The organism is Anaerosporobacter sp. (assembly GCF_031551385.1).
GTDB lineage: Bacteria > Bacillota > Clostridia > Lachnospirales > Lachnospiraceae > Anaerosporobacter.
Genome location: NZ_JAVBNS010000239.1, coordinates 1 through 20,172, shown reverse-complemented (window position 1 = coordinate 20,172; position 20,172 = coordinate 1). Strand labels below are relative to the sequence as shown.

The window sequence follows — 20,172 nt, the reverse complement described above, 5'->3', positions numbered from 1 at the left end:
GTATTTACATCGGTTGGAATAACTGATATAATATATCTATTAAACCTGTTTGATAAAAGTTTAACGAATTAGACGAATTACACAAAGAAAGGACTAGTTGTTGTTAGCTTGAAACGGTAAAATGAAGTTAGGAATATTAGGAGGTGCAGGTAGATGGCAATAGATAGTTTGTCAAAGGAGAAGTTTGAAGAATTGGGGACATACATAGATTCCCTTCCATCTAAAGAGGGTGAATTGATTCGTGTTCTTCATCGTGCACAAGGAATTTTTGGTTATCTTCCGAAAGAGGTACAATTCTTTGTAGCGAGAAAATTAGATGTTCCAACATCTAAAGTTTATGGGGTAGTAACATTCTATTCATATTTCTCAATGATTCCCAAAGGTGAACATAATATATCAGTCTGTCTTGGTACAGCTTGCTATGTAAGAGGTGCAGAGCCCGTGTTAGATGAGTTCAAAAAACAGTTAGGAATATCTTGTAATGAAACAACTTCAGACGGTAAATTTTCGTTAAATGCACTTCGTTGCGTTGGAGCATGTGGTTTAGCACCAGTTGTTATGGTTGGTGATAAAGTTTATGGTAAAGTAACGAAAGATATGGTGAAAGATATATTAGCTGAATATTAATATTGAGATAGTTGGGTTACGTTATCAGACTAATCAATAGCAACAATTTGTATAGAAAATTGTTGGCAAAATATTCAGCAATTTTTATGTACAAAAGTACGGAAAAGGTATGACAATCAAGAGGAGGTTTAAGATGGCAAAGATTAATTCTATGGAAGAACTTTGTGAAGTTAAGGCCAAAGCTTTAGAAGAGCAGAAGAATCAGAAAATAACACTTTTAGTTTGTGGGGGAACTGGTTGTAAATCTTCTAATTCTAGTTTAATTGTTAAAAATCTTGAGGAAGAAATAGCAAAGGAAAATCTTACAGATCGTGTTAGTGTTCTTATGACAGGCTGCTTTGGATTTTGCGAGAAGGGTCCAATCGTGAAGATTCTTCCTGATAATACATTCTATATTGAAGTAAAACCAGAAGATGCAAAAGAAATTGTTCAAAAGCATATTGTAAATGGAGAGAAAGTAGAAGGACTTTTATATAAAGATCAAACAACCGGTGAATCAATTCCTGATTCAAAGCATATGGATTTTTATAAAAAGCAGATGCGTATTGCATTAAGAAACTGTGGTTATATTGACCCAGCGGTAATAGAGCAATACATAAGAGAAGACGGATATCAAGCACTTGCAAGATGTATCACTACAATGGAACCTAAAGACGTAATACAAATTATGAAAGATTCAGGGTTACGTGGTAGAGGTGGAGCAGGATTCCCTACAGGACTAAAGTGGGAAATCGCTAGTCGATATGATGCAGATGTAAAATATGTTGTATGTAATGCAGATGAGGGAGATCCAGGAGCATTTATGGATCGTTCCATACTTGAAGGTGATCCACATAGTATTGTGGAAGCAATGGCGATTTGTGGATACGCGATTAATGCGAGTAAGGGACGTGTGTATATTCGAGCAGAATATCCACTTGCAATTACAAGACTTGAGAATGCGATTGAATCAGCAAGAGAAAGAGGATTGCTAGGAGAAAACATTCTAGGAACAGGTTTTGATTTTGATATCGAAATTACATTTGGGGCAGGAGCATTTGTATGTGGTGAAGAAACTGCACTTTTACACTCAATGGAAGGAAGTCGTGGAGAACCAACAACAAAACCACCATTCCCAGCAGAAAGTGGATTCTTTGGAAAACCAACGAATGTAAATAATGTTGAAACTTATGCTAACGTTGCTCAGATTATATTAAAGGGAGCAGACTGGTATCGTACAATAGGTACAGAGAAATCAGCAGGTACAAAAGTATTTGCGTTAGCTGGAAAGATAAATAATGTAGGGCTAATTGAAGTTCCTATGGGTACTACACTTCGTGAAGTTATCTTTGATATCGGTGGAGGTATTAAGGACGGAAAGAAGTTTAAAGCGGTACAAACAGGTGGACCTTCTGGTGGTTGCTTAACAGAGAAAGATTTGGATACGCCGATCGATTTTGATAACTTAATTGCCAAAGGCTCTATGATGGGCTCAGGTGGTATGATTGTTATGGATGAAGATAGTTGTATGCCAGCAGTAGCTAAATTCTACTTGGAATTTACGAAGGAAGAATCTTGTGGAAAATGTACACCATGTCGTATTGGTACTACAAGATTACTCGAATTACTCACATTAATCTGTGAAGGAAAAGGTGAGATGAAACATCTTGAAGAACTTAAAGACCTTAGTCAGGTTATTAAGGATACGGCATTATGTGGTTTAGGACAGACAGCTCCGAACCCTGTATTATCTACACTAGATGCGTTCTATGATGAATATGTAGCTCACGTAGTTGATAAGAAATGTCCAGCAGGGGCATGCCGTAAGCTATTATCTTATAAGATTGATGCGAATAAATGTAAAGGCTGTACACTATGTGCTAGAACTTGTCCAAACAATGCAATTGAAGGTAAGGTTAAGGAAGCGCATGTTATTCGTGATGAACAATGTATCAAGTGTGGAGCTTGTATGGAAAAATGTAAATTTGGCGCAATAACAAGAGGCTGATAAGGGAAAGGAGTGATTCTTTTGGCAGAAATGATAAATGTAGTTATAGATGGTAAGCCAGTAAGCGTTAATGCTGGCAGTATGATATTAGACGCAGCGAGAAGTATCGGTATTGATGTACCAACACTTTGTTATATGAGGCTACACAATACAGAATATAAATGTCAACCAGCTTCCTGCCGTGTGTGTGTGGTAGAAGTAGAGGGAAGAAGAAACCTATGCCCTGCATGTGCAACACCAGTTATGGAAGGTATGGTTATTAAAACAAATAGTATGCGTGTGTTACAATCACGTAAGATGATTGTAGAATTAATGATATCGGATCATCCGAATGATTGTTTAACTTGTACAAAGTCTGGTAAGTGTGAACTTCAAGATTTAGCAAGAAAAACAGGTGTTGTAGATATTCCGTTGTCAGGTAAGGAACAATCTGAATATCCAGTGATGGAGAATAAGGCAATTGTACGTGATATGTCCAAATGTATCATGTGCCGTAGATGTGAAGAGATGTGTTCTAACATTCAATCTGTTCATGCGTTATCTGGAGTAAGTAGAGGATTTGAAGCAGTTGTAGGTACAGCATTTGATGAATCGTTAGATAATACAATGTGTGTTGGCTGTGGTCAATGTGTGGCAGTCTGTCCAGTTGGAGCACTTATGGAAAAAGACGACACAGACAAAGTAATAAAAGCACTTGCTAATCCAGATGTTACTGTAGTATTCCAAACAGCACCAGCTACAAGAGTAGCAATTGGAGAAGAGTTTGGAATGAAAGCAGGAACAAATGCAACAGGAAAGATGGTTACAGCACTTAAAAATCTTGGAGCAGATTATGTATTTGATACAGATTTCACAGCAGATTTGACAATTATGGAAGAAGGAACAGAGCTAATCGGTAGATTAACAAAATTCCTTAATGGAGAGAAAGCAGCACTTCCATTATTGACTTCATGTTGTCCAGGCTGGGTGAATTTCTATGAATCGAGATACCCAGATATGTTAGAGTTACCATCTACAGCAAAATCACCTCAAGGTATGTTTGGTGCGGTAGCTAAGAATTATTTTGCAGAGAAATTGGATATTGATCGTAAGAAGATGTTTGTGGTATCTGTAATGCCATGTACTGCCAAAAAAATCGAGGCGGACAGGGCTGAATTAAAAGAAGACGGAATCCCAGATGTAGATGTAGTTCTTACAACAAGAGAGATTGCTCGTCTTATTAAGATGGCAAATATAGATTTTGTTAATCTTACTGATAGTGAATACGATAATCCTTTAGGAGAATCTACTGGTGCAGCAGTAATCTTTGGTGTAACAGGTGGTGTATTAGAAGCTGCGTTACGTACTGTATATGAAGTATTAGAGAAGAAGACGTTACCAAGAGTTGAATTCGAAGCAGTAAGAGGATTCGAAGGTCTGAAAGTTGCTACAGTTACAATTGCAGGGCAAGATATTAATGTTGCAGTGGCACACGGTCTTGCAAATGCAAGTAAAGTTATGGATGAGATTAAGAATGGTAATCCAAGAAACTTACATGCAGTTGAAGTAATGGCTTGTCCAGGAGGCTGTATTGGTGGTGGTGGTCAACCATATCATCACGGTGATGGAGAAATCCTAAAAGCAAGAACGAATGCAACGTATCAAATTGATGAAGAAAAAACAATAAGAAAATCCCATGAAAATCCTGCAGTTAAGGCTCTTTATGAAGAGTACTACAAAGAACCAGGCAGTGAGATTGCACATCATCAATTGCATACACATTACACATATCGCGAAAAATATTAATTGCATGATATAAGGGTCAAAAGGTAATACGTTTCATGCTTGCATGAAATGCGTAGCAATCCGTGTATCAGTTGAGTGCAAAAAAGCATAGGACGACAGCGCCAGATTGTGTTTGAATTGGCGTAGTCGTCCTAACTTAGGAGGTAGGGGTATGATTGTAACAATATGCATAGGAAGTTCCTGTCATCTGAAAGGTTCGCGGGAAATTATAGAAGGGTTACAAGAATTGTTACGCGAAAAGGGATTGGAAAAAGAAGTTGAGCTTCGTGGTTCGTTCTGTATGGGTGAATGTGTAAAAGGAGTATGTGTAAAAATTGATGAAGAACTGTTTTCGCTTAGTCCATCAACGGTGGAGCAATTCTTTGTTGAACAAATTCTTAATAGACTGACATAAGGAAAGGGTGGAGCTATGAATGTAATTGGTTTTAAAGAGGCAAAGTGTAAGAACTGCTATAAATGCGTAAGAACTTGTGAAGTGAAAGCGATACAAGTTAAGAATGAGCAAGCACAAATCATGAATGATAAATGTATATTATGTGGGCATTGCTTAGAGGCCTGTCCGCAAAATGCAAAGACATTTATTAGTGATTTAGAAAAGGTGAAGGATTACATTTCAAACGGTTATCAAACGGTTATATCCATAGCACCTTCCTATGCAGGTATTATGAAATATCGCAGTCCAGAGCAGATTGTAACAGCATTAAAGAAATTAGGTTTTTATCAAGTACGTGAGACGGCGGAAGGAGCTGCTTATGTTACAAATGAATACGAACGATTAATTCAAGAAGGAAAGATGCGTAATATTATAACAACAAGTTGTCCGAGTGTGAATGATTTAATTGAAATCTATTATCCAAGTTTAGTAGATGAGATGGCACCGGTTGTATCACCAATGATTGCGCATGGTAAGATGATTCGCGAAGTCTTAGGTGATCAGGTTAAAGTTGTGTTTCTTGGCCCATGTATGGCGAAAAAACGAGAGGCAGAGGGCGACGAAAGAACACAAGGATATATTGATGCAGTAATTGATTTTGAGGAAATAGAAGAGTGGTTAGCACAAGAAGGAATCTGTATCACAGATTTAGAGCCAACGGAATTTGATAATAGCAACCCAGCGGTGAATCGTCTTTATCCGATAAGTGGTGGAGTAATTAGTACTATTATAACGATAGAAGAAGGTGCAGATACAAAGAAATACCGTAAGTTTTATGTGCATGGAATTAAAAATTGCATGGAATTGTTTAAAAGTATGGAACGTGGTGAAGTTGAAGGTTGCTTTATCGAAGCCAATATATGCAATGGAGGCTGTGTTAAGGGAACAGCAGTAAATAGGGAAGAGATATCAAGATTTAAGGTGAAACTTGACATGGAGGAATCCATTAAAAAAGAAGCTCCTAATCAAAATGATTTCCATACAATGAGCGAAGAATCTTTGGCGAAAGCATTTAGAAACAGAGAACCAAAAGAGCCGATGCCAACAGAAGAAGAATTAAGAAAGATATTAAAGAAAACAGGAAAAGTAAGCAAAGAACAAGAGTTGAATTGTGGTGCTTGCGGTTATCCAACGTGCAGGGATAAAGCAATTGCTGTTTATCAAGGAAAAGCAGAATTAGCAATGTGTATACCATATATGCATGAGAAAGCACAGTCAATGGCTAATATAGTATTAGATACAACACCGAATATAATTATTGTTGTAGATGCGGATATGAAGATAGTAGAGTTCTCTGGGGCTGCTATGAGATATTTTCATGTAACAAGAGCAGAAGCTCTTAATAGATATCTATATGAATTCATTGACCATAGTGATTTTGAAGAAGTAATGTTGACACATGAAGATATCTATAGTAAGAAAGTAGATTATCCAGATCGGAACTTATCTACATTGCAAAATATTGTATATATTAAAGAGCAGAATAACGTCCTAGGGATTTTCCAAGATATTACGCAGGATGAAGAGAAAAAGCAGCAGGCGTATAAAGTAAAGGTAGAGACAATTGAGATGGCACAAAGAGTAATTGATAAACAGATGTTGGTAGCACAGCAAATAGCAGGATTATTAGGTGAAACTACAGCAGAGACAAAAGTAACACTGACAAAACTAAGAGATACCATATTGAATGACGGAGAGAGTTAAGTCAATGGAAGCATTGGCTTTACAGCAGGAGGGAAAACGATATGAGTATTAGTGTAGATGTATCATATAAGAGTTTGAATAAGCATCATGAAGAGTTGTGTGGAGATAAAGTAGAGATTTTAAAGACAGAAAACTCGAATATTATTATCTTAGCAGATGGTATGGGAAGTGGTGTAAAAGCCAATATACTTGCTACATTAACATCTAAGATACTCGGCACAATGTTTTTGAATGGTGCAAAGATTGATGAATGTGTAGAGACGATTGTTAATACATTGCCAGTATGTCAAGTTAGGCAAGTAGCGTATTCAACATTTAGCATCTTGCAGATTTTTCATGATGGAACAGCGTACTTGGTGGAATTTGATAATCCAAGTTGCGTGTTTATAAGAGAAGAAAAGATAATTAAGCTTCCATTTACGGAACGAATTATTGCAGATAAAAAGATTAGAGAATGTAGATTTGATGTTAAATTAAATGATTGTTTTGTGCTTATGAGCGATGGAGTAATTCATGCAGGTGTTGGTCAGATATTAAACTTTGGTTGGACATGGGATCATATGGCGGAATATACGTTAGAGTCTACAAAAAAGACGTTGTCTGCTTCCCGTTTGGCATCTATTCTTAGTAAAGCATGTGATGATTTATATATGCAGACCCCAGGGGATGATACAACCATTGCAGTTGCAAGAATTATAGATAGGAAAGTGGTACATATCTTCACAGGGCCTCCGCAGAAGAAAGAAGATGATGAGGTCTTGATGGAGGAATTCATGAGTGGAGATGCGCAGAGAATTGTTTGCGGTGGAACAAGTGCGAATATTGTATCTCGTGTTTTAAATAGAGAGATAAGGACGTCTCTAAATTATATTGACCCAGAGATACCACCAACAGCTAATATTGACGGATTTCGTCTAGTAACAGAAGGTGTATTAACGTTGAACCGTGCAGTAACTCTTATGAAGCAATATGTAGAAGACGAAATTGATGAATATTTCTTTATGGAACTGGATAAAGAGAATGGTGGTTCAAGTTTGGCAAAGGTATTGATTGAAGAATGTACTACATTGAAATTGTTTGTAGGAAAAGCAATTAATATTGCACATCAAAATCCTAATTTACCATTTGATTTAAGTATCCGTATGCATTTGATTGAATTGCTAATGGAATATATGAAGAAGATGGGAAAAGATGTTGAGGTAAAATACTATTAAAGAGAAGGACAAGTGCAAAGCTTGTATAAAAGCGCTTGCACTTGTCCTTATTCTATAGTTTAATTAATTTTATAATTCGCAGTTATTAACTGTTCTAGGGAATGGGATTACGTCACGGATGTTTGTCATACCTGTTAAGTACATAACACATCTTTCGAATCCAAGACCAAATCCAGCATGTCTAGTTGAACCGTATTTTCTAAGATCTAAGTAGAAGTCATAATCTTCTTCTTTTAAATCTAATTCGTTCATACGTGCAACTAATTTCTCATAGTTGTCTTCTCTTTGGCTACCGCCGATGATTTCACCAATTCCAGGAACAAGTAAATCCATAGCAGCAACAGTTTTGTTATCTTCGTTAAGTTTCATATAGAAAGCTTTGATTTCTTTTGGATAATCAGTTACGAATACTGGTTTCTTAAATACTTGCTCTGTAAGGAAACGTTCATGTTCTGTTTGTAAATCACAGCCCCATGATACTTTGTAATCAAAGTTTTCGTTGTTCTTCTCAAGAATTTCGATAGCTTCTGTATAAGTAACATGTCCAAAATCAGAAGAAGCAACAAGTTGTAGACGTTCAATTAGTCCTTTATCAACAAAAGAGTTAAAGAAGTTCATTTCTTCTGGAGCATGTTCAAGAACATAGTTGATAACATATTTAATCATGCTTTCAGCAAGGACCATATCATCTTTTAAGTCAGCAAATGCGATTTCTGGCTCAATCATCCAAAACTCAGCAGCATGTCTTGTCGTATTCGAATTCTCAGCACGGAAAGTAGGTCCAAATGTATAGATGTTACGGAATGCCATAGCATAAGTTTCACCATTTAATTGACCACTTACAGTAAGATTTGTTTCTTTACCAAAGAAATCAGCAGAATAATCAATACTTCCGTCTTCGTTCTTAGGAATTTCGTTCATGTCAAGAGTAGTAACTCGAAACATCTCACCAGCACCTTCACAATCACTACCAGTGATTAATGGTGTATGAACATATACGAAATCTCTTTCTTGGAAGAATTGGTGAATTGCATATGCAATAAGAGAACGCACACGGAATACAGCTTGGAACGTATTTGTTCTTGGTCTTAAGTGTGAAATTGTTCTCAAGTATTCCATAGAATGTCTCTTCTTTTGAAGTGGATATTCAGGAGCAGAAGTACCTTCGATTGTGATTTCCTCTGCTTGGATTTCGAATGGTTGTTTTGCTTGAGGTGTTGCAACAAGTTGTCCCTTAACAATAATGGCAGCACCAACATTTGATTTAGAAATCTCAGCAAAGTTGCTTAATTTGTCACCGTATACGATCTGTAATGTTTCAAAAAATGATCCGTCATTAAGAACAATAAACCCGAATGTTTTTGAATCACGAATACTTCTTACCCAGCCACCTACTTCGATAGTTTGGCCGATGAATTTCTCTTTTTCTTTGTATAACTCTCTAATTGTTACTAGATTCATCTTAGAATAACTCCTTTAACATAATAATATTAAGTATGAGACTAAATCGCCCTAATCTCCATAATCTTTTTATTATTATAACATAATTAATCGGTAATACAAGTCTTACAAGGGAAAAGCTGTCTATACAATTGCCAATATAGTGTGCTATACTACTAGAATATTGAATATTAGGGGACGCGAAACTCGGTTTAGGTGCTTAGAGCTTCTTGTGCAACGTATGGTGACACAAAACACGCTACACATCTAAGGACTTCTAGGTGTATACGGAGACGATATCGAAAAGGGACGGAAACGCCCTCAATTCGGCATCCTGCCTCAGTTCGGGCTGGCTCGGCGTCCATGCCGAGCCTTCCTAGGTTGCACAGTATACACCAAGAAGTACTATGATGTTTCGCTATCGTTTTTTAAGAGTGTTCTTTACTCTTTGTTACCATACGTTGCTCAAGAAGCAGTCAAGGTTAATGAGAGTTTCGCTGGGATCTAAAGGTCAGATTTAGAAAAACAGTAAAATTTATTGAGAGCTTGGCTGAGATCTAAAAGGTAGAGTTAGAAAAGTAGTTGTGTTTATTGGGAGTTTTGCTGGGATTTAAAGGACAGATTTAGAAAAGAGGAAAAGATTGAGATGAAAGTTTTACTAACAGCAATCAATGCAAAATATATACATTCGAATTTAGCAGTTTATTGTTTGAAAGCATATGCGAAGAAATATGCGAAGCATATTGAACTGGCGGAGTTTACGATTAATCATTATACGGATTTTATTATTCAGGAGATTTATAAGAAGAAGCCGGATGTTTTAGCTCTTTCGTGCTATATATGGAATATAGAGATGGTGGAAGAGGTGGCTTTGGAGTTACATAAACTTTTGCCGGATATGAAGATTTGGCTTGGCGGGCCGGAGGTTTCTTATGATGCGAAAGAGAGAATGGAGAGACTTCCTTATCTTACGGGAATTATGAGTGGGGAAGGGGAAGAGACATTCCTAGAATTGATGGAGCATTATGTTGATAGGGAGAGAACGTTAGAAGATATAAAAGGGATTGTGTATCGAGAGAATTTGTCTAAAGGGAATGAAATTGTGGTAACACAATGTCGGGAACAGATGGATTTAAGTGAAGTTCCATTCCCTTATGAGAATATGGATGAGTTTAAGAATAAGATTATCTATTATGAATCTAGTCGTGGTTGCCCGTATTCATGTAGTTATTGCTTATCTTCTATTGATAAGAAAGTAAGACTGCGTAATATGGATTTAGTATTGCGAGAGTTAAAGATGTTCCTTGATTACAAAGTACCACAAGTAAAATTTGTTGATAGAACATTTAACTGTAACCGAAATCATGCACTTGCGATATGGAAGTTTATCCATGAGAATGATAATGGAATTACAAATTTTCATTTTGAAATATCGGCGGATATCTTAACAGAAGAAGAGTTAGAAGTTTTAGCAAGTATGAGACAGGGGCTAGTACAGTTAGAGATTGGTGTACAGTCGACAAATGAAGAGACAATTCAAGCGATTAATCGTAAGATGAACTTAGATAAATTAAGAGTTGCGGTTGCTCATGTTAATGCAGGTCTTAATATTCATCAGCATCTTGATTTGATTGCAGGGCTTCCGTATGAGAACTATGAATCGTTTCGTAATTCCTTTAATGAAGTCTATTCTATGCGACCAAATCAATTGCAGTTAGGATTTTTGAAAGTGTTAAAAGGTTCTGCTATGCATGATTTTAGTACGCAGGGAAGTATAACTTATAAGAGTCGAGCACCATATGAGGTTTTATTTACCGATTGGCTTTCCTATGAAGAAGTATTACAATTAAAGCAAGTGGAAGATATGGTAGAGGTGTATCATAATAGTGGACAGTTTACGTATAGTATTCAGTACCTAGAACATTTCTTTGAGACTCCATTTGACTTCTATCAAGGGATAGGTAGATATTATGAAGGCAAAGGGCTAAATGGTGTAAGCCATACAAGAATGAGCCGATACGAGATATTGCTTCAATTTATGAAAGAACTAACGCAGATGAAGCCAATGAATGAAACTGCGGAATATATCTTCGACAGTAAAGTATTAGAAGCAATTCTTCTATACGATTTATACTTGAGAGAAAATCTAAAGAGTAAACCAGACTTCTTATCATCACAAGAAGTAGAACGTGAGATTTATCATCAGTTCTTCGTAGAAGAGGAGGCAGTGAAATTGCATGTTCAAGGTTATGAGGAATATACGGGTAAACAGATAAGCAGATTAACTCATATGGAGAAATTTACGTATGATATTCTAAAATCAGCAAGTACTGGTCAGGTAATCAAAAAGGAAGAATATATTCTATTTGATTATAAGAATAGAAATCCACTTGACCACGCGGCAAGTACATGTTGTTTTGAGAAAACGGAAGACGGTAAATTACACGTTTTTGATTATTCGTGTGAACAACAATAACTATTAAGGATGTCGTTCTAATAATTATCGTTAAGAAAGATAGGGAATGCTTATGGCAAAAAGAAGAATTACAGCAGCAGAGCGAGAACGGATACAGCAGATTCTCGATAGGCTGAATAAGGCATATTCAACGGAGTACAAATGTTATCTAAATCACGAGAATGCGTGGCAACTGCTAATCGCAACAATACTTAGCGCACAGTGTACAGACCTGCGGGTAAATATTGTTACAGAAGATTTATTTAAGAAATATCCAACATTAGAAGCGTTTGCAAAAGCGGATTTAAATGAGTTGGAAGATGATATTCATTCCACAGGATTTTATCATAACAAAGCAAAGAACATAATTGCTTGTGCGAATAAGATTATTCTAGAATATGGAGGTGAAGTGCCAAGGTCATTAGAAGAACTTACATCGCTTGCAGGTGTTGGAAGAAAGACGGCGAATGTAATACGTGGAAATATATATAATGAGCCAAGTATTGTTGTTGATACCCATGTAAAACGAATCTCTAAGAAATTAGGATTTACGAAAGAAGAGGATCCGGTAAAAATAGAATTTGATCTTATGGAGGTACTTCCAAAGGAGCATTGGATTTTATATAATATACAAATTATTACGCATGGAAGAGGTGTCTGTACAGCGAGAAGTCCGAAGTGTAGTGAATGTTTTCTTCAGGATTTATGTAAGGCTGCCGAAAATTAGAGAAAAGGTAATGAATGTACAGAAATACTTACTGGTCACAGAGTGAACGGTAGCCGAAAACGTAACTTGAAGGACGCAGTCCTGAATAGTTACCCAGAAACGAGGAAAAACATGAGTAGAAATTATGTAGCACTTGATATAGAAACTACAGGGTTACGCCCTGAACAAGATGAAATCATTGAAATTGGAGCTGTAAGATATCAAGATGGAATGGCAGTAGAGACTTATTCTTCTTTGATTAAGCCGAATGCAAGGATATCTTCAAGAATTACGGAGATTACAGGGATTACAAATGCAATGGTGCAAGAGGAACGCTCATGCGAGGAAGTACTGCCAGAATTTCTTGCATTTCTTGGAGCGGATATTATGATAGGGCATAATGTACGATTTGATTACAGTTTTCTAAAGGTACATGCGTATAGGCAGAAGATGAATCTGGATAATAAGGCAATTGATACGCTCTATTTAGCGAAGAAACTACACCCAGAGTTTGAAAGTCGTTCGTTAGGAGCGATGTGCTCACAGTATGGGATTATTAATGAACATGCACATAGAGCCTTTGATGATGCAAAAGCATGCGCTGAGTTATATGAGATGATGTATAAGCAATTTGGTGAGAGTATGCAAGAGGTGTTTTTGGCGAAGCCAATTGCATATAAGATAAAGAAGGAAGAAAGTATCACAAGTAAGCAAAAAATATACTTGAATGATTTAACTAAATATCATAAAATAAACCTTGAAATGCCAATTGATAGTTTAACAAAAAGTGACGCTTCAAGGTTGATTGATAAGATTATATTAAATTATGGACGAATTATGTTTTAAAAAATAAATAAAATAAATTTGGTCTATACTATTGTTGAAGAATATTTTGAAGATGGGTTATTGCTGTTTTTTTGTTAGGACTATTCATTTCTTTTGCAGATTCTAATAAAAGGCTAATCTGTTCGGTGTTATTTGCCGATAAATAAATATTACCAAGCAAAATGTACGATGCAGCAATGTCTGTTTTACAAGCAATCGCAAATTCCAAAACTGTTTTGGCATCTGTGATATTGTTTGAGTCATATAATGCCTTTCCCCATTGCTGAAGAGTTTTAATTAATTCGGTATATCCTGTGTCACAATTCGTAAGGAATGGAAGATTTGCAGCACCATAATTTAATTTGAGATCTGTGTTTGTTTGTGTAGAAAGATTTAATAATTCTCTTTCAGCAAGTTTTCGAATCGTATCTTGATATCGAGAAATAGAAATGTCATCGGTATCGTGAAATGGGAGAGAGTCCAATGGAACAACTATGTAAGGAAGATTCGATATATCTTTCTTGCGGATGGAGTTTGCTTCGCGCTCTTTCGCCCAAAAACTTTTCGTATTCTCTTCACTTTGTTTGTTTGATTGTGAAGATTTAAATCGAATGAGAAGAGAGATGAAACCAAGGAGAGATATCATAAATATAATGCTAGACATATAAAAACGCACCTTTCTGATAATAAGTTGGTATAAGTTGGTAGTTTGTTACTGGTTAAAATAAAATATATAAAGAGGTGAAAATTGATGAATTTTAATAACGAAAAAACAAAAAAATTAATTTCAAGAGTTATTATTATTGTTTTAGTATTAGCAATGATAATTCCAACAGTACTTAGTGCAATAGTACGCTAATTATAGACAAAAAAGTAGTTGTATTTTAACTATACATAAAATTTGTAAACTTGTCAATTGATCCATAATAGGTAATATTGCATAGAAAGAGAGAAATTGAACTATGAATATTTACTTGATAAATTTATGAATTATGTTAAAATGTAACCTAGGTTTTAGAAGCGTAAATATAAAGGGGATAATAAAGATGAAGAAGAAGAAAATCACCTTAATAGCGATAAGCGTGCTAGTACTTATAGCCGCTGTATTAACGGGAGCATATGTAACAATATCTGCTTCAATTGATAATAATACTATTTGCAAAGGCATATTTATTAATTCCGTAGATGTAGGCGGAATGACAATGGAAGAAGCGCAAGATGCAGTAGATAGTTATATCGCAGATAGGGCAAGTAAGAAAGTCACAATACAAGTAGATAATGAGTCAGTATCAAGCACTCTACAACAACTTGGATATCAAGTTAACGAAAGTGATGTAGTAGCAGAGGCGATGCAGATTGGAAAATCAGGAAACATTATAAAAAGATACAAAGAGATAAAAGATATAGAAAAAGAAAATAAAACATTTGAACTAGATTTTACGATGAGCCAAAGTTCAATCCGTAGTCTTATTGAAGAAGAATGTACAAAATATGATGTTCCAGCTGAGAATGCAACAATGAAACGCGAGAATGGTGCATTTGTTATCTCTGAACATGTAGTCGGACGAAAAATCGATGTTAATGCAACAGTGCAGGCAATTAATGATGCAATTATGAATGATTGGGATGGTCAGGACATTATCGTTACAGCTTCTGTAGAGGAAGATGTACCAGAATATACAGCAGACGATTTAAGAGCATGTACCGATGTTCTTGGTTCTGCAACAACAAATTTTGCAGATTCAAAAGCAGCACGTGTAAACAATGTTACAGTGGCAACAAGTCATGTTAATGGATCGGTTGTATATCCAGGTGAAACATTTTCTGTATATGAATCTATTTCACCAATTGAAATTAGTAATGGATATATGAAGGCAGGAGCATATGAAAATGGTCTTGTAATAGAAAGTGTTGGCGGTGGAGTTTGCCAAGTATCTTCAACATTATATAACAGTGTATTGAAAGCAGAGTTAGAAGTCGTAGAAAGATCACCTCACTCTATGGTTGTATCTTATGTAAAACCTTCTGCAGATGCAGCAATAGCCGGAACATACAAGGATCTTAAATTTAAGAACAATACAGATTCACCAATCTATATTGAAGGATATATTGTTGGTAGAAATGTTACATTTACGATATACGGAAAAGAGACAAGACCTTCAAACCGCACGATTGAATATGTGTCTCAAGTAATAGAAACAACACAACCACCAGAAGATGTTATAACAGTAGATAAGACGCAACCATCCTCTTATTATAAAGTTACTTCGCCATCACATACTGGCTATAAAGCACAATTGTGGAAAGTAATTTACATTGATGGTGTTGAGTCAGAACGTATCCAAATTAACTCTAGTTCTTACAATGCTTCTCCTAGATACATCACAGTTGGTAAAGAGGAAGAAGTGAAAGAGCCAGAAGAAGTGCCAAATGACGACACAGATGAAGATACAAATGCAGATGGAAAGATAGATTCTGATAAGGGCAAAAATACCGATACTGATAAGAGCACTGACAAAGATAAGGATACAGATAAAGACAAAAATAAGGATAAAGATAAAGATAAAGGCAAGACTGAAACAGATAAACCAGCGAAAGATAACACTACAGATAAACAGGACGATACAACACCTGAAGATAGTGGTTCATCAGATGATGGAGAAGAGTAGCTAGAGTAATCTAAGTCATGATAGGGAGGCTGTTATACAAACGTGTAATAGCCTCATTATTTTGAGTGAAAGGATTTTAACGATATGAAAGTAGGAAAGATACCAGAACTCGTATTAAAAAGGTCGGTTTTTAAGCAAATTAAACATAGAAGGCAAGAAGTATTAGTTCGTCCAGGTGTTGGAGTTGATTGCTCTGCTCTAGCGGTTGGAGAAGATGAGGCGATTGTTCTTTCAACAGACCCGATTACGGGAACAGCGAATAATATTGCTGATTTAGCAATCCACATTACGGCAAATGATATTGCAGTAAGTGGTGCAGAGATGATTGGCGTTATGCTGTCGATTATTATGCCTGAAAATGGGCGCGAATCAGATCTTCGAGCAATGATGCAAAAGATTGAGGCGTGTTGTGCTTCAATGAATATCGAAGTTATGGGTGGTCATACAGAAGTATCAACTGCTGTAAATCAGATTATTGTTACTGTTACAGGTGTGGGTAAAATTAAAAAGGACAAGTTAGCAAACCCACATATGATGAAAGAAGGACAGGAAATCGTTATGACGAAATGGGCTGGACTAGAAGGTACAGCAATCATGGCGAGTGAAAAGAGAGAGGAATTATGCACACGATATACAAGCGAATTTATCGATGGTGCTAGTAAATTAATTGAACATATATCAATTGTTAAAGAGGCTAAAATTGCTTCAAAACATAATGCAATCATGATGCATGATGCTACGGAAGGTGGTATATTCGGTGCATTATGGGAGATAGGTGCTGTAGGAAATGTAGGTATGGAAGTGGATTTAACAAAAATCCCAATGAAGCAGGAGACAGTGGAAATTTGTGAATTCTTCGATGTTAATCCATATTTATTAATGTCAAGTGGTAGTCTCTTGGTTGTAACAGAACGTGCGAATGAATTAATTGCGCAGTTAGAAAAAGAAGGTATTCCAGCAACAGTGATTGGTAGAATTACGGATAACAATGAAAGAATCGTAATGAATGATTATGAGAAACGTTATCTTGAACCACCAAGAGCAGATCAATTATATAAGGCTTTCCATAAGTAGAAAGGAGATTAGTATGAGACAACAAATTTTAAGAGCAATTGATAAGAACAGCAAACTTACGAGCAAAGAGTTAGCAAGTATGCTTGGTATGGCAGAGGAAGCTGTAGAGACGGAACTTCGAGCAATGGAGAGGGAATCTATAATTTGTGGATATCCTACATTAATTAATTGGGATAAGACAGATAATGAACGCGTAACGGCTCTAATTGAAGTGAAGGTAACACCACAAAGAGGCGAAGGCTTTGATAAGATTGCAGAGAGAATCTATAAGTTTGAAGAAGTTGAGTCTGTATATCTAATGTCTGGCGGCTTTGATTTGACAGTAATAATTGATGGTAAAAGTATGAGAGAAGTTGCTAACTTTGTTTCTAGTAAACTTGCACCGATGGATTCGGTACTTAGTACAGCAACACATTTCGTTTTAAAGAAGTATAAAGAACACGGTATAGAATTAGATAATAAAAAAACGGATGAAAGGATGTTGGTGACACCATGAGAAATCCATTATCAAGCAAAGTGGTTGACATTCAACCTTCAGGCATTCGTAAATTCTTCGATATCGTAAGTGAAATGAAGGATGCAATATCGTTAGGTGTTGGTGAGCCAGATTTTGATACGCCATGGCATATTCGTGAGGAAGGAATCTATTCTTTGGAGAAAGGTAGAACATTCTATACTTCGAATGCCGGATTAAAAGAATTAAAGATAGAAATCTGTGATTACATAAATCGCAAATGTCATGTGAAATATGATTATAACAAAGAGGTTATGGTAACAGTAGGAGGCAGTGAGGCGATTGATATTGGACTTCGTGCTATGCTAGATCCCGGTGATGAAGTATTAATTCCACAACCTTGCTATGTATCCTATGTACCATGTGTAACACTAGCAGATGGTGTTCCTGTGATTATAGAACTAAAAGAGGAGAATAACTTCAAGTTAACAAAACAGGAATTGTTAGACGCGATAACAGAGAAAACGAAAGTATTAATTTTGCCATTCCCGAATAATCCAACAGGTGCGATTATGGAATATGAGGATTTGCTTGATATCGTAGAAGTAGTAAAAGAGCATGATTTGTATGTTATGTCAGACGAAATCTATTCCGAGCTGACTTACGGAAAACGACATATATCAATAGCATCATTTCCAGGAATGAAAGAGAGAACAATATTAATTAATGGTTTTTCGAAATCATTTGCAATGACAGGTTGGAGATTAGGTTATGCTTGTGCACCAGAGATTATTATGGAGCAAATGATAAAGATTCATCAGTTTGCAATTATGTGTGCGCCAACAACAAGTCAATATGCAGCAGTAGAAGCATTGCGTAATGGGGAAAACGATGTTACAATGATGAGAGAAGCATATGATGACAGAAGACGCTTTTTGATTAGTGAATTAAGACGAATAGGATTTGAGTGTTTTGAACCATATGGGGCTTTCTATGTATTTCCAAGTATTAAAAAGTTTGGTATGACTTCAGATGAGTTTGCCGAAACGTTATTAAAAGAAGAAAAAGTTGCAGTTGTTCCAGGTACTGCGTTTGGCGAATGTGGAGAAGGATTTTTACGTATATCGTATGCGTATTCTATTGACAATTTAAAGATTGCATTAGAGAGAATTGAACATTTTGTCAATACCCATAAAGAAAAATAATGAAATTTGATAGAAATTAGCAGTGCATTATTCGTATTCGCAAAAAAATTATGAATTCTTTCTTTGATATTGTTGATAGGACTTGAATTATGTAACTTAAATATGATAATATTAAAGTACAAACTTGGGAGGAATGTGTATGGGTGATTTGAACGCGGATTTTATCAATCCATTCTTAGTATCAGCAACAAAGATATTAAAAGATATGTGCTTTATTGATGCGAAGATCGGTAAGCCTTTTATCAGAGGAAATAATATAGATAACGATAGTGTAATCATTATGTTAGGTATTACAGGACAGATGAGGGGACAAGTAATGATTATACTAAATCAGCTAGCTGCTTGTGATATAGCAAGTAAGATGATTATGATGCCTGTTGCAGAAATTGACGAGCTTTCGGGTAGTGCAATTTGCGAGCTTGGAAATATGATTTTAGGTAATGCAGCAACTGCATTTTCTACAAAGGGTGTAGCGATTGATATTACTCCACCATCATTATGTATAGGAAAAATGGCATTTATGACTACTAGCAAATCTATCTGTATACCATTAACTTATGATGATAATAAGGTTATTGAATTAAATATTGGTATCGCATAAAAAGAGATTGACGGAAAGAATAGCAAGAAGGAGTTTTTTATGTTTAATATAGTGTTACATGAACCAGAAATACCTGCAAATACAGGAAACATAGGACGAACTTGTGTGGCTACAGGAACCAAGCTTCATCTTATAGGGCCACTTGGATTTAGTTTAGATGAGAAGCAGTTAAAACGTGCAGGGCTTGATTATTGGAAAGATCTTGATGTAACAGTTTATGATGATTTCGATGACTTTATAAAAAAGAATCCAGATGCTAAGATTTATATGGCAACAACGAAAGCGGTACATGTATATAGTGAAGTGAATTATGAGCCAGATTGTTTTATTATGTTTGGAAAAGAAAGTGCGGGAATACCAGAAGATATTCTTTTGAACTATAAGGATACATCCATTCGTATTCCGATGATTGGAGATATTCGCTCCTTAAATCTTTCGAATTCAGTAGCAATTGTATTATATGAGGCGGTTCGTCAAAATCAATTTGTTCATATGCAGTTAGAAGGACATCTTCATAACCATTCATGGAGTGAAGCAAAATAGGAATTTAATAAGTTAAATAATAGAGAAGGGTAGAGACGAAATACTAGGATTTCATCTCTACCCTTTTTACAATCATTTATAGCTTTGTTTTTGGCAATGTGAAGACAAACTCTGTCCCAACATTTTCAGTACTAACAACGTTAATGTTCTCGTTATGAGCATTGATAATTTCTTTGGTGATTGATAAGCCAAGTCCAGTACCTTTCTTATCCTTACCTCTTGAAGCGTCTATCTTATAAAATCGTTCCCAAATCCTCTTGATTGAGTCTTTGGAGATTCCAACACCATAATCTTTAACGGCGACAAATACTTTCTCTCCCTTTATCTCGGAGGAAACTTTAATAATCGAGTTTTGGTGAGAGAATTTAATCGCATTATCGATTAGATTGTAGAGAACTTGTTGAATCTTGCCAAGGTCCGCATCTACGAATGTTTCATGATCGGAAAAAA

General features: G+C 35.9%; 18 protein-coding genes. 15 read left to right on the top strand and 3 right to left on the bottom strand.

Annotated features, from left to right (window positions below):
• The first annotated feature begins 153 nt into the window (after positions 1–153).
• The 6 genes from RMR19_RS18155 (at position 154) to RMR19_RS18130 (ending at position 7,750) form a co-directional block, all read left to right on the top strand.
• Positions 154–627, top strand: coding sequence for an NADH-quinone oxidoreductase subunit NuoE family protein (locus RMR19_RS18155; RefSeq protein ID WP_310604919.1), 474 nt, complete (start codon positions 154–156; stop codon positions 625–627).
• A 133-nt stretch (positions 628–760) separates the two neighbouring features.
• Positions 761–2,614 carry an NADH-quinone oxidoreductase subunit NuoF gene (locus RMR19_RS18150; protein ID WP_310604918.1) on the top strand — a complete coding sequence of 618 codons (1,854 nt, stop codon included), beginning with the start codon at positions 761–763 and terminating at the stop codon, positions 2,612–2,614.
• A 30-nt stretch (positions 2,615–2,644) separates the two neighbouring features.
• Positions 2,645–4,399, top strand: a complete 1,755-nt coding sequence (locus RMR19_RS18145; protein WP_310604935.1) for an NADH-dependent [FeFe] hydrogenase, group A6 — start codon at positions 2,645–2,647, stop codon at positions 4,397–4,399.
• Positions 4,400–4,550: 151 nt separating this feature from the next.
• Positions 4,551–4,793, top strand: a complete 243-nt coding sequence (locus RMR19_RS18140) for a (2Fe-2S) ferredoxin domain-containing protein (RefSeq protein WP_310604917.1) — start codon at positions 4,551–4,553, stop codon at positions 4,791–4,793.
• Positions 4,794–4,808: 15 nt separating this feature from the next.
• The gene (locus RMR19_RS18135) at positions 4,809–6,536 is read left to right on the top strand and encodes a [Fe-Fe] hydrogenase large subunit C-terminal domain-containing protein (RefSeq protein WP_310604916.1); all 1,728 of its coding nucleotides are present in this window, start codon (positions 4,809–4,811) and stop codon (positions 6,534–6,536) included.
• A 41-nt stretch (positions 6,537–6,577) separates the two neighbouring features.
• Positions 6,578–7,750 (top strand): SpoIIE family protein phosphatase, encoded by a 1,173-nt coding sequence (locus tag RMR19_RS18130; protein ID WP_310604915.1) that lies wholly within the window; start codon positions 6,578–6,580, stop codon positions 7,748–7,750.
• 69 nt (positions 7,751–7,819) lie between these two features.
• On the opposite strand, the gene asnS is transcribed toward RMR19_RS18130, so the two are convergent.
• On the bottom strand, positions 7,820–9,211 hold the full coding sequence (gene asnS / locus RMR19_RS18125) for an asparagine--tRNA ligase (RefSeq protein ID WP_310604914.1): 1,392 nt from the start codon (positions 9,209–9,211) through the stop codon (positions 7,820–7,822).
• A gap of 625 nt (positions 9,212–9,836) precedes the next feature.
• Between asnS and RMR19_RS18120 the strand changes: the two genes are divergently transcribed.
• From RMR19_RS18120 to RMR19_RS18110, 3 genes are all read left to right on the top strand, one after another.
• Positions 9,837–11,666, top strand: a complete 1,830-nt coding sequence (locus RMR19_RS18120) for a B12-binding domain-containing radical SAM protein (protein ID WP_310604913.1) — start codon at positions 9,837–9,839, stop codon at positions 11,664–11,666.
• A gap of 52 nt (positions 11,667–11,718) precedes the next feature.
• Entirely contained in the window at positions 11,719–12,372 is a 654-nt protein-coding gene (gene nth, locus RMR19_RS18115; protein WP_310604912.1) for an endonuclease III, read from the top strand.
• A gap of 111 nt (positions 12,373–12,483) precedes the next feature.
• Entirely contained in the window at positions 12,484–13,197 is a 714-nt protein-coding gene (locus RMR19_RS18110; RefSeq protein ID WP_331654784.1) for a 3'-5' exonuclease, read from the top strand.
• Positions 13,198–13,225: 28 nt separating this feature from the next.
• On the opposite strand, the gene RMR19_RS18105 is transcribed toward RMR19_RS18110, so the two are convergent.
• Positions 13,226–13,840 carry a hypothetical protein gene (locus RMR19_RS18105; RefSeq protein WP_310604910.1) on the bottom strand — a complete coding sequence of 205 codons (615 nt, stop codon included), beginning with the start codon at positions 13,838–13,840 and terminating at the stop codon, positions 13,226–13,228.
• 382 nt (positions 13,841–14,222) lie between these two features.
• Between RMR19_RS18105 and RMR19_RS18100 the strand changes: the two genes are divergently transcribed.
• The 6 genes from RMR19_RS18100 to RMR19_RS18075 all read left to right on the top strand — a co-directional run bounded on the left by RMR19_RS18100 (position 14,223) and on the right by RMR19_RS18075 (position 19,722).
• Positions 14,223–15,845, top strand: a complete 1,623-nt coding sequence (locus RMR19_RS18100; protein WP_310604909.1) for a VanW family protein — start codon at positions 14,223–14,225, stop codon at positions 15,843–15,845.
• A gap of 84 nt (positions 15,846–15,929) precedes the next feature.
• Positions 15,930–16,919 (top strand): AIR synthase family protein, encoded by a 990-nt coding sequence (locus RMR19_RS18095; RefSeq protein ID WP_310604908.1) that lies wholly within the window; start codon positions 15,930–15,932, stop codon positions 16,917–16,919.
• A 13-nt stretch (positions 16,920–16,932) separates the two neighbouring features.
• Entirely contained in the window at positions 16,933–17,415 is a 483-nt protein-coding gene (locus RMR19_RS18090) for an Lrp/AsnC family transcriptional regulator (RefSeq protein WP_310604907.1), read from the top strand.
• Positions 17,412–18,578, top strand: a complete 1,167-nt coding sequence (locus RMR19_RS18085; protein WP_310604906.1) for an aminotransferase class I/II-fold pyridoxal phosphate-dependent enzyme — start codon at positions 17,412–17,414, stop codon at positions 18,576–18,578. Before RMR19_RS18090 ends, RMR19_RS18085 begins: the two co-directional genes overlap by 4 nt.
• 139 nt (positions 18,579–18,717) lie before the next feature.
• Positions 18,718–19,179, top strand: a complete 462-nt coding sequence (locus tag RMR19_RS18080; RefSeq protein ID WP_310604905.1) for a chemotaxis protein CheX — start codon at positions 18,718–18,720, stop codon at positions 19,177–19,179.
• 39 nt (positions 19,180–19,218) lie between these two features.
• Positions 19,219–19,722, top strand: coding sequence for a tRNA (cytidine(34)-2'-O)-methyltransferase (locus tag RMR19_RS18075; protein WP_310604904.1), 504 nt, complete (start codon positions 19,219–19,221; stop codon positions 19,720–19,722).
• Between the two features lie 76 nt (positions 19,723–19,798).
• On the opposite strand, the gene RMR19_RS18070 is transcribed toward RMR19_RS18075, so the two are convergent.
• Positions 19,799–20,172 (bottom strand): sensor histidine kinase (locus RMR19_RS18070; RefSeq protein ID WP_310604903.1); only part of this gene is annotated, 374 nt, incomplete at its 5' end.

Bases quoted from the DNA above. Each gene is read 5' to 3' on its own strand.
- RMR19_RS18100 (WP_310604909.1), top strand. From the start codon at position 14,223: ATGAAGAAGAAGAAAATCACCTTAATAGCGATAAGCGTGCTAGTACTT.
- asnS (WP_310604914.1), bottom strand. From the start codon at position 9,211: ATGAATCTAGTAACAATTAGAGAGTTATACAAAGAAAAAGAGAAATTC.
- RMR19_RS18110 (WP_331654784.1), top strand. From the start codon at position 12,484: ATGAGTAGAAATTATGTAGCACTTGATATAGAAACTACAGGGTTACGC.
- RMR19_RS18090 (WP_310604907.1), top strand. From the start codon at position 16,933: ATGAGACAACAAATTTTAAGAGCAATTGATAAGAACAGCAAACTTACG.
- RMR19_RS18095 (WP_310604908.1), top strand. From the start codon at position 15,930: ATGAAAGTAGGAAAGATACCAGAACTCGTATTAAAAAGGTCGGTTTTT.
- RMR19_RS18085 (WP_310604906.1), top strand. From the start codon at position 17,412: ATGAGAAATCCATTATCAAGCAAAGTGGTTGACATTCAACCTTCAGGC.
- RMR19_RS18075 (WP_310604904.1), top strand. From the start codon at position 19,219: ATGTTTAATATAGTGTTACATGAACCAGAAATACCTGCAAATACAGGA.
- RMR19_RS18130 (WP_310604915.1), top strand. From the start codon at position 6,578: ATGAGTATTAGTGTAGATGTATCATATAAGAGTTTGAATAAGCATCAT.
- RMR19_RS18080 (WP_310604905.1), top strand. From the start codon at position 18,718: ATGGGTGATTTGAACGCGGATTTTATCAATCCATTCTTAGTATCAGCA.
- RMR19_RS18120 (WP_310604913.1), top strand. From the start codon at position 9,837: ATGAAAGTTTTACTAACAGCAATCAATGCAAAATATATACATTCGAAT.
- RMR19_RS18135 (WP_310604916.1), top strand. From the start codon at position 4,809: ATGAATGTAATTGGTTTTAAAGAGGCAAAGTGTAAGAACTGCTATAAA.
- RMR19_RS18150 (WP_310604918.1), top strand. From the start codon at position 761: ATGGCAAAGATTAATTCTATGGAAGAACTTTGTGAAGTTAAGGCCAAA.
- RMR19_RS18155 (WP_310604919.1), top strand. From the start codon at position 154: ATGGCAATAGATAGTTTGTCAAAGGAGAAGTTTGAAGAATTGGGGACA.
- RMR19_RS18145 (WP_310604935.1), top strand. From the start codon at position 2,645: ATGATAAATGTAGTTATAGATGGTAAGCCAGTAAGCGTTAATGCTGGC.
- RMR19_RS18140 (WP_310604917.1), top strand. From the start codon at position 4,551: ATGATTGTAACAATATGCATAGGAAGTTCCTGTCATCTGAAAGGTTCG.
- RMR19_RS18105 (WP_310604910.1), bottom strand. From the start codon at position 13,840: ATGTCTAGCATTATATTTATGATATCTCTCCTTGGTTTCATCTCTCTT.
- nth (WP_310604912.1), top strand. From the start codon at position 11,719: ATGGCAAAAAGAAGAATTACAGCAGCAGAGCGAGAACGGATACAGCAG.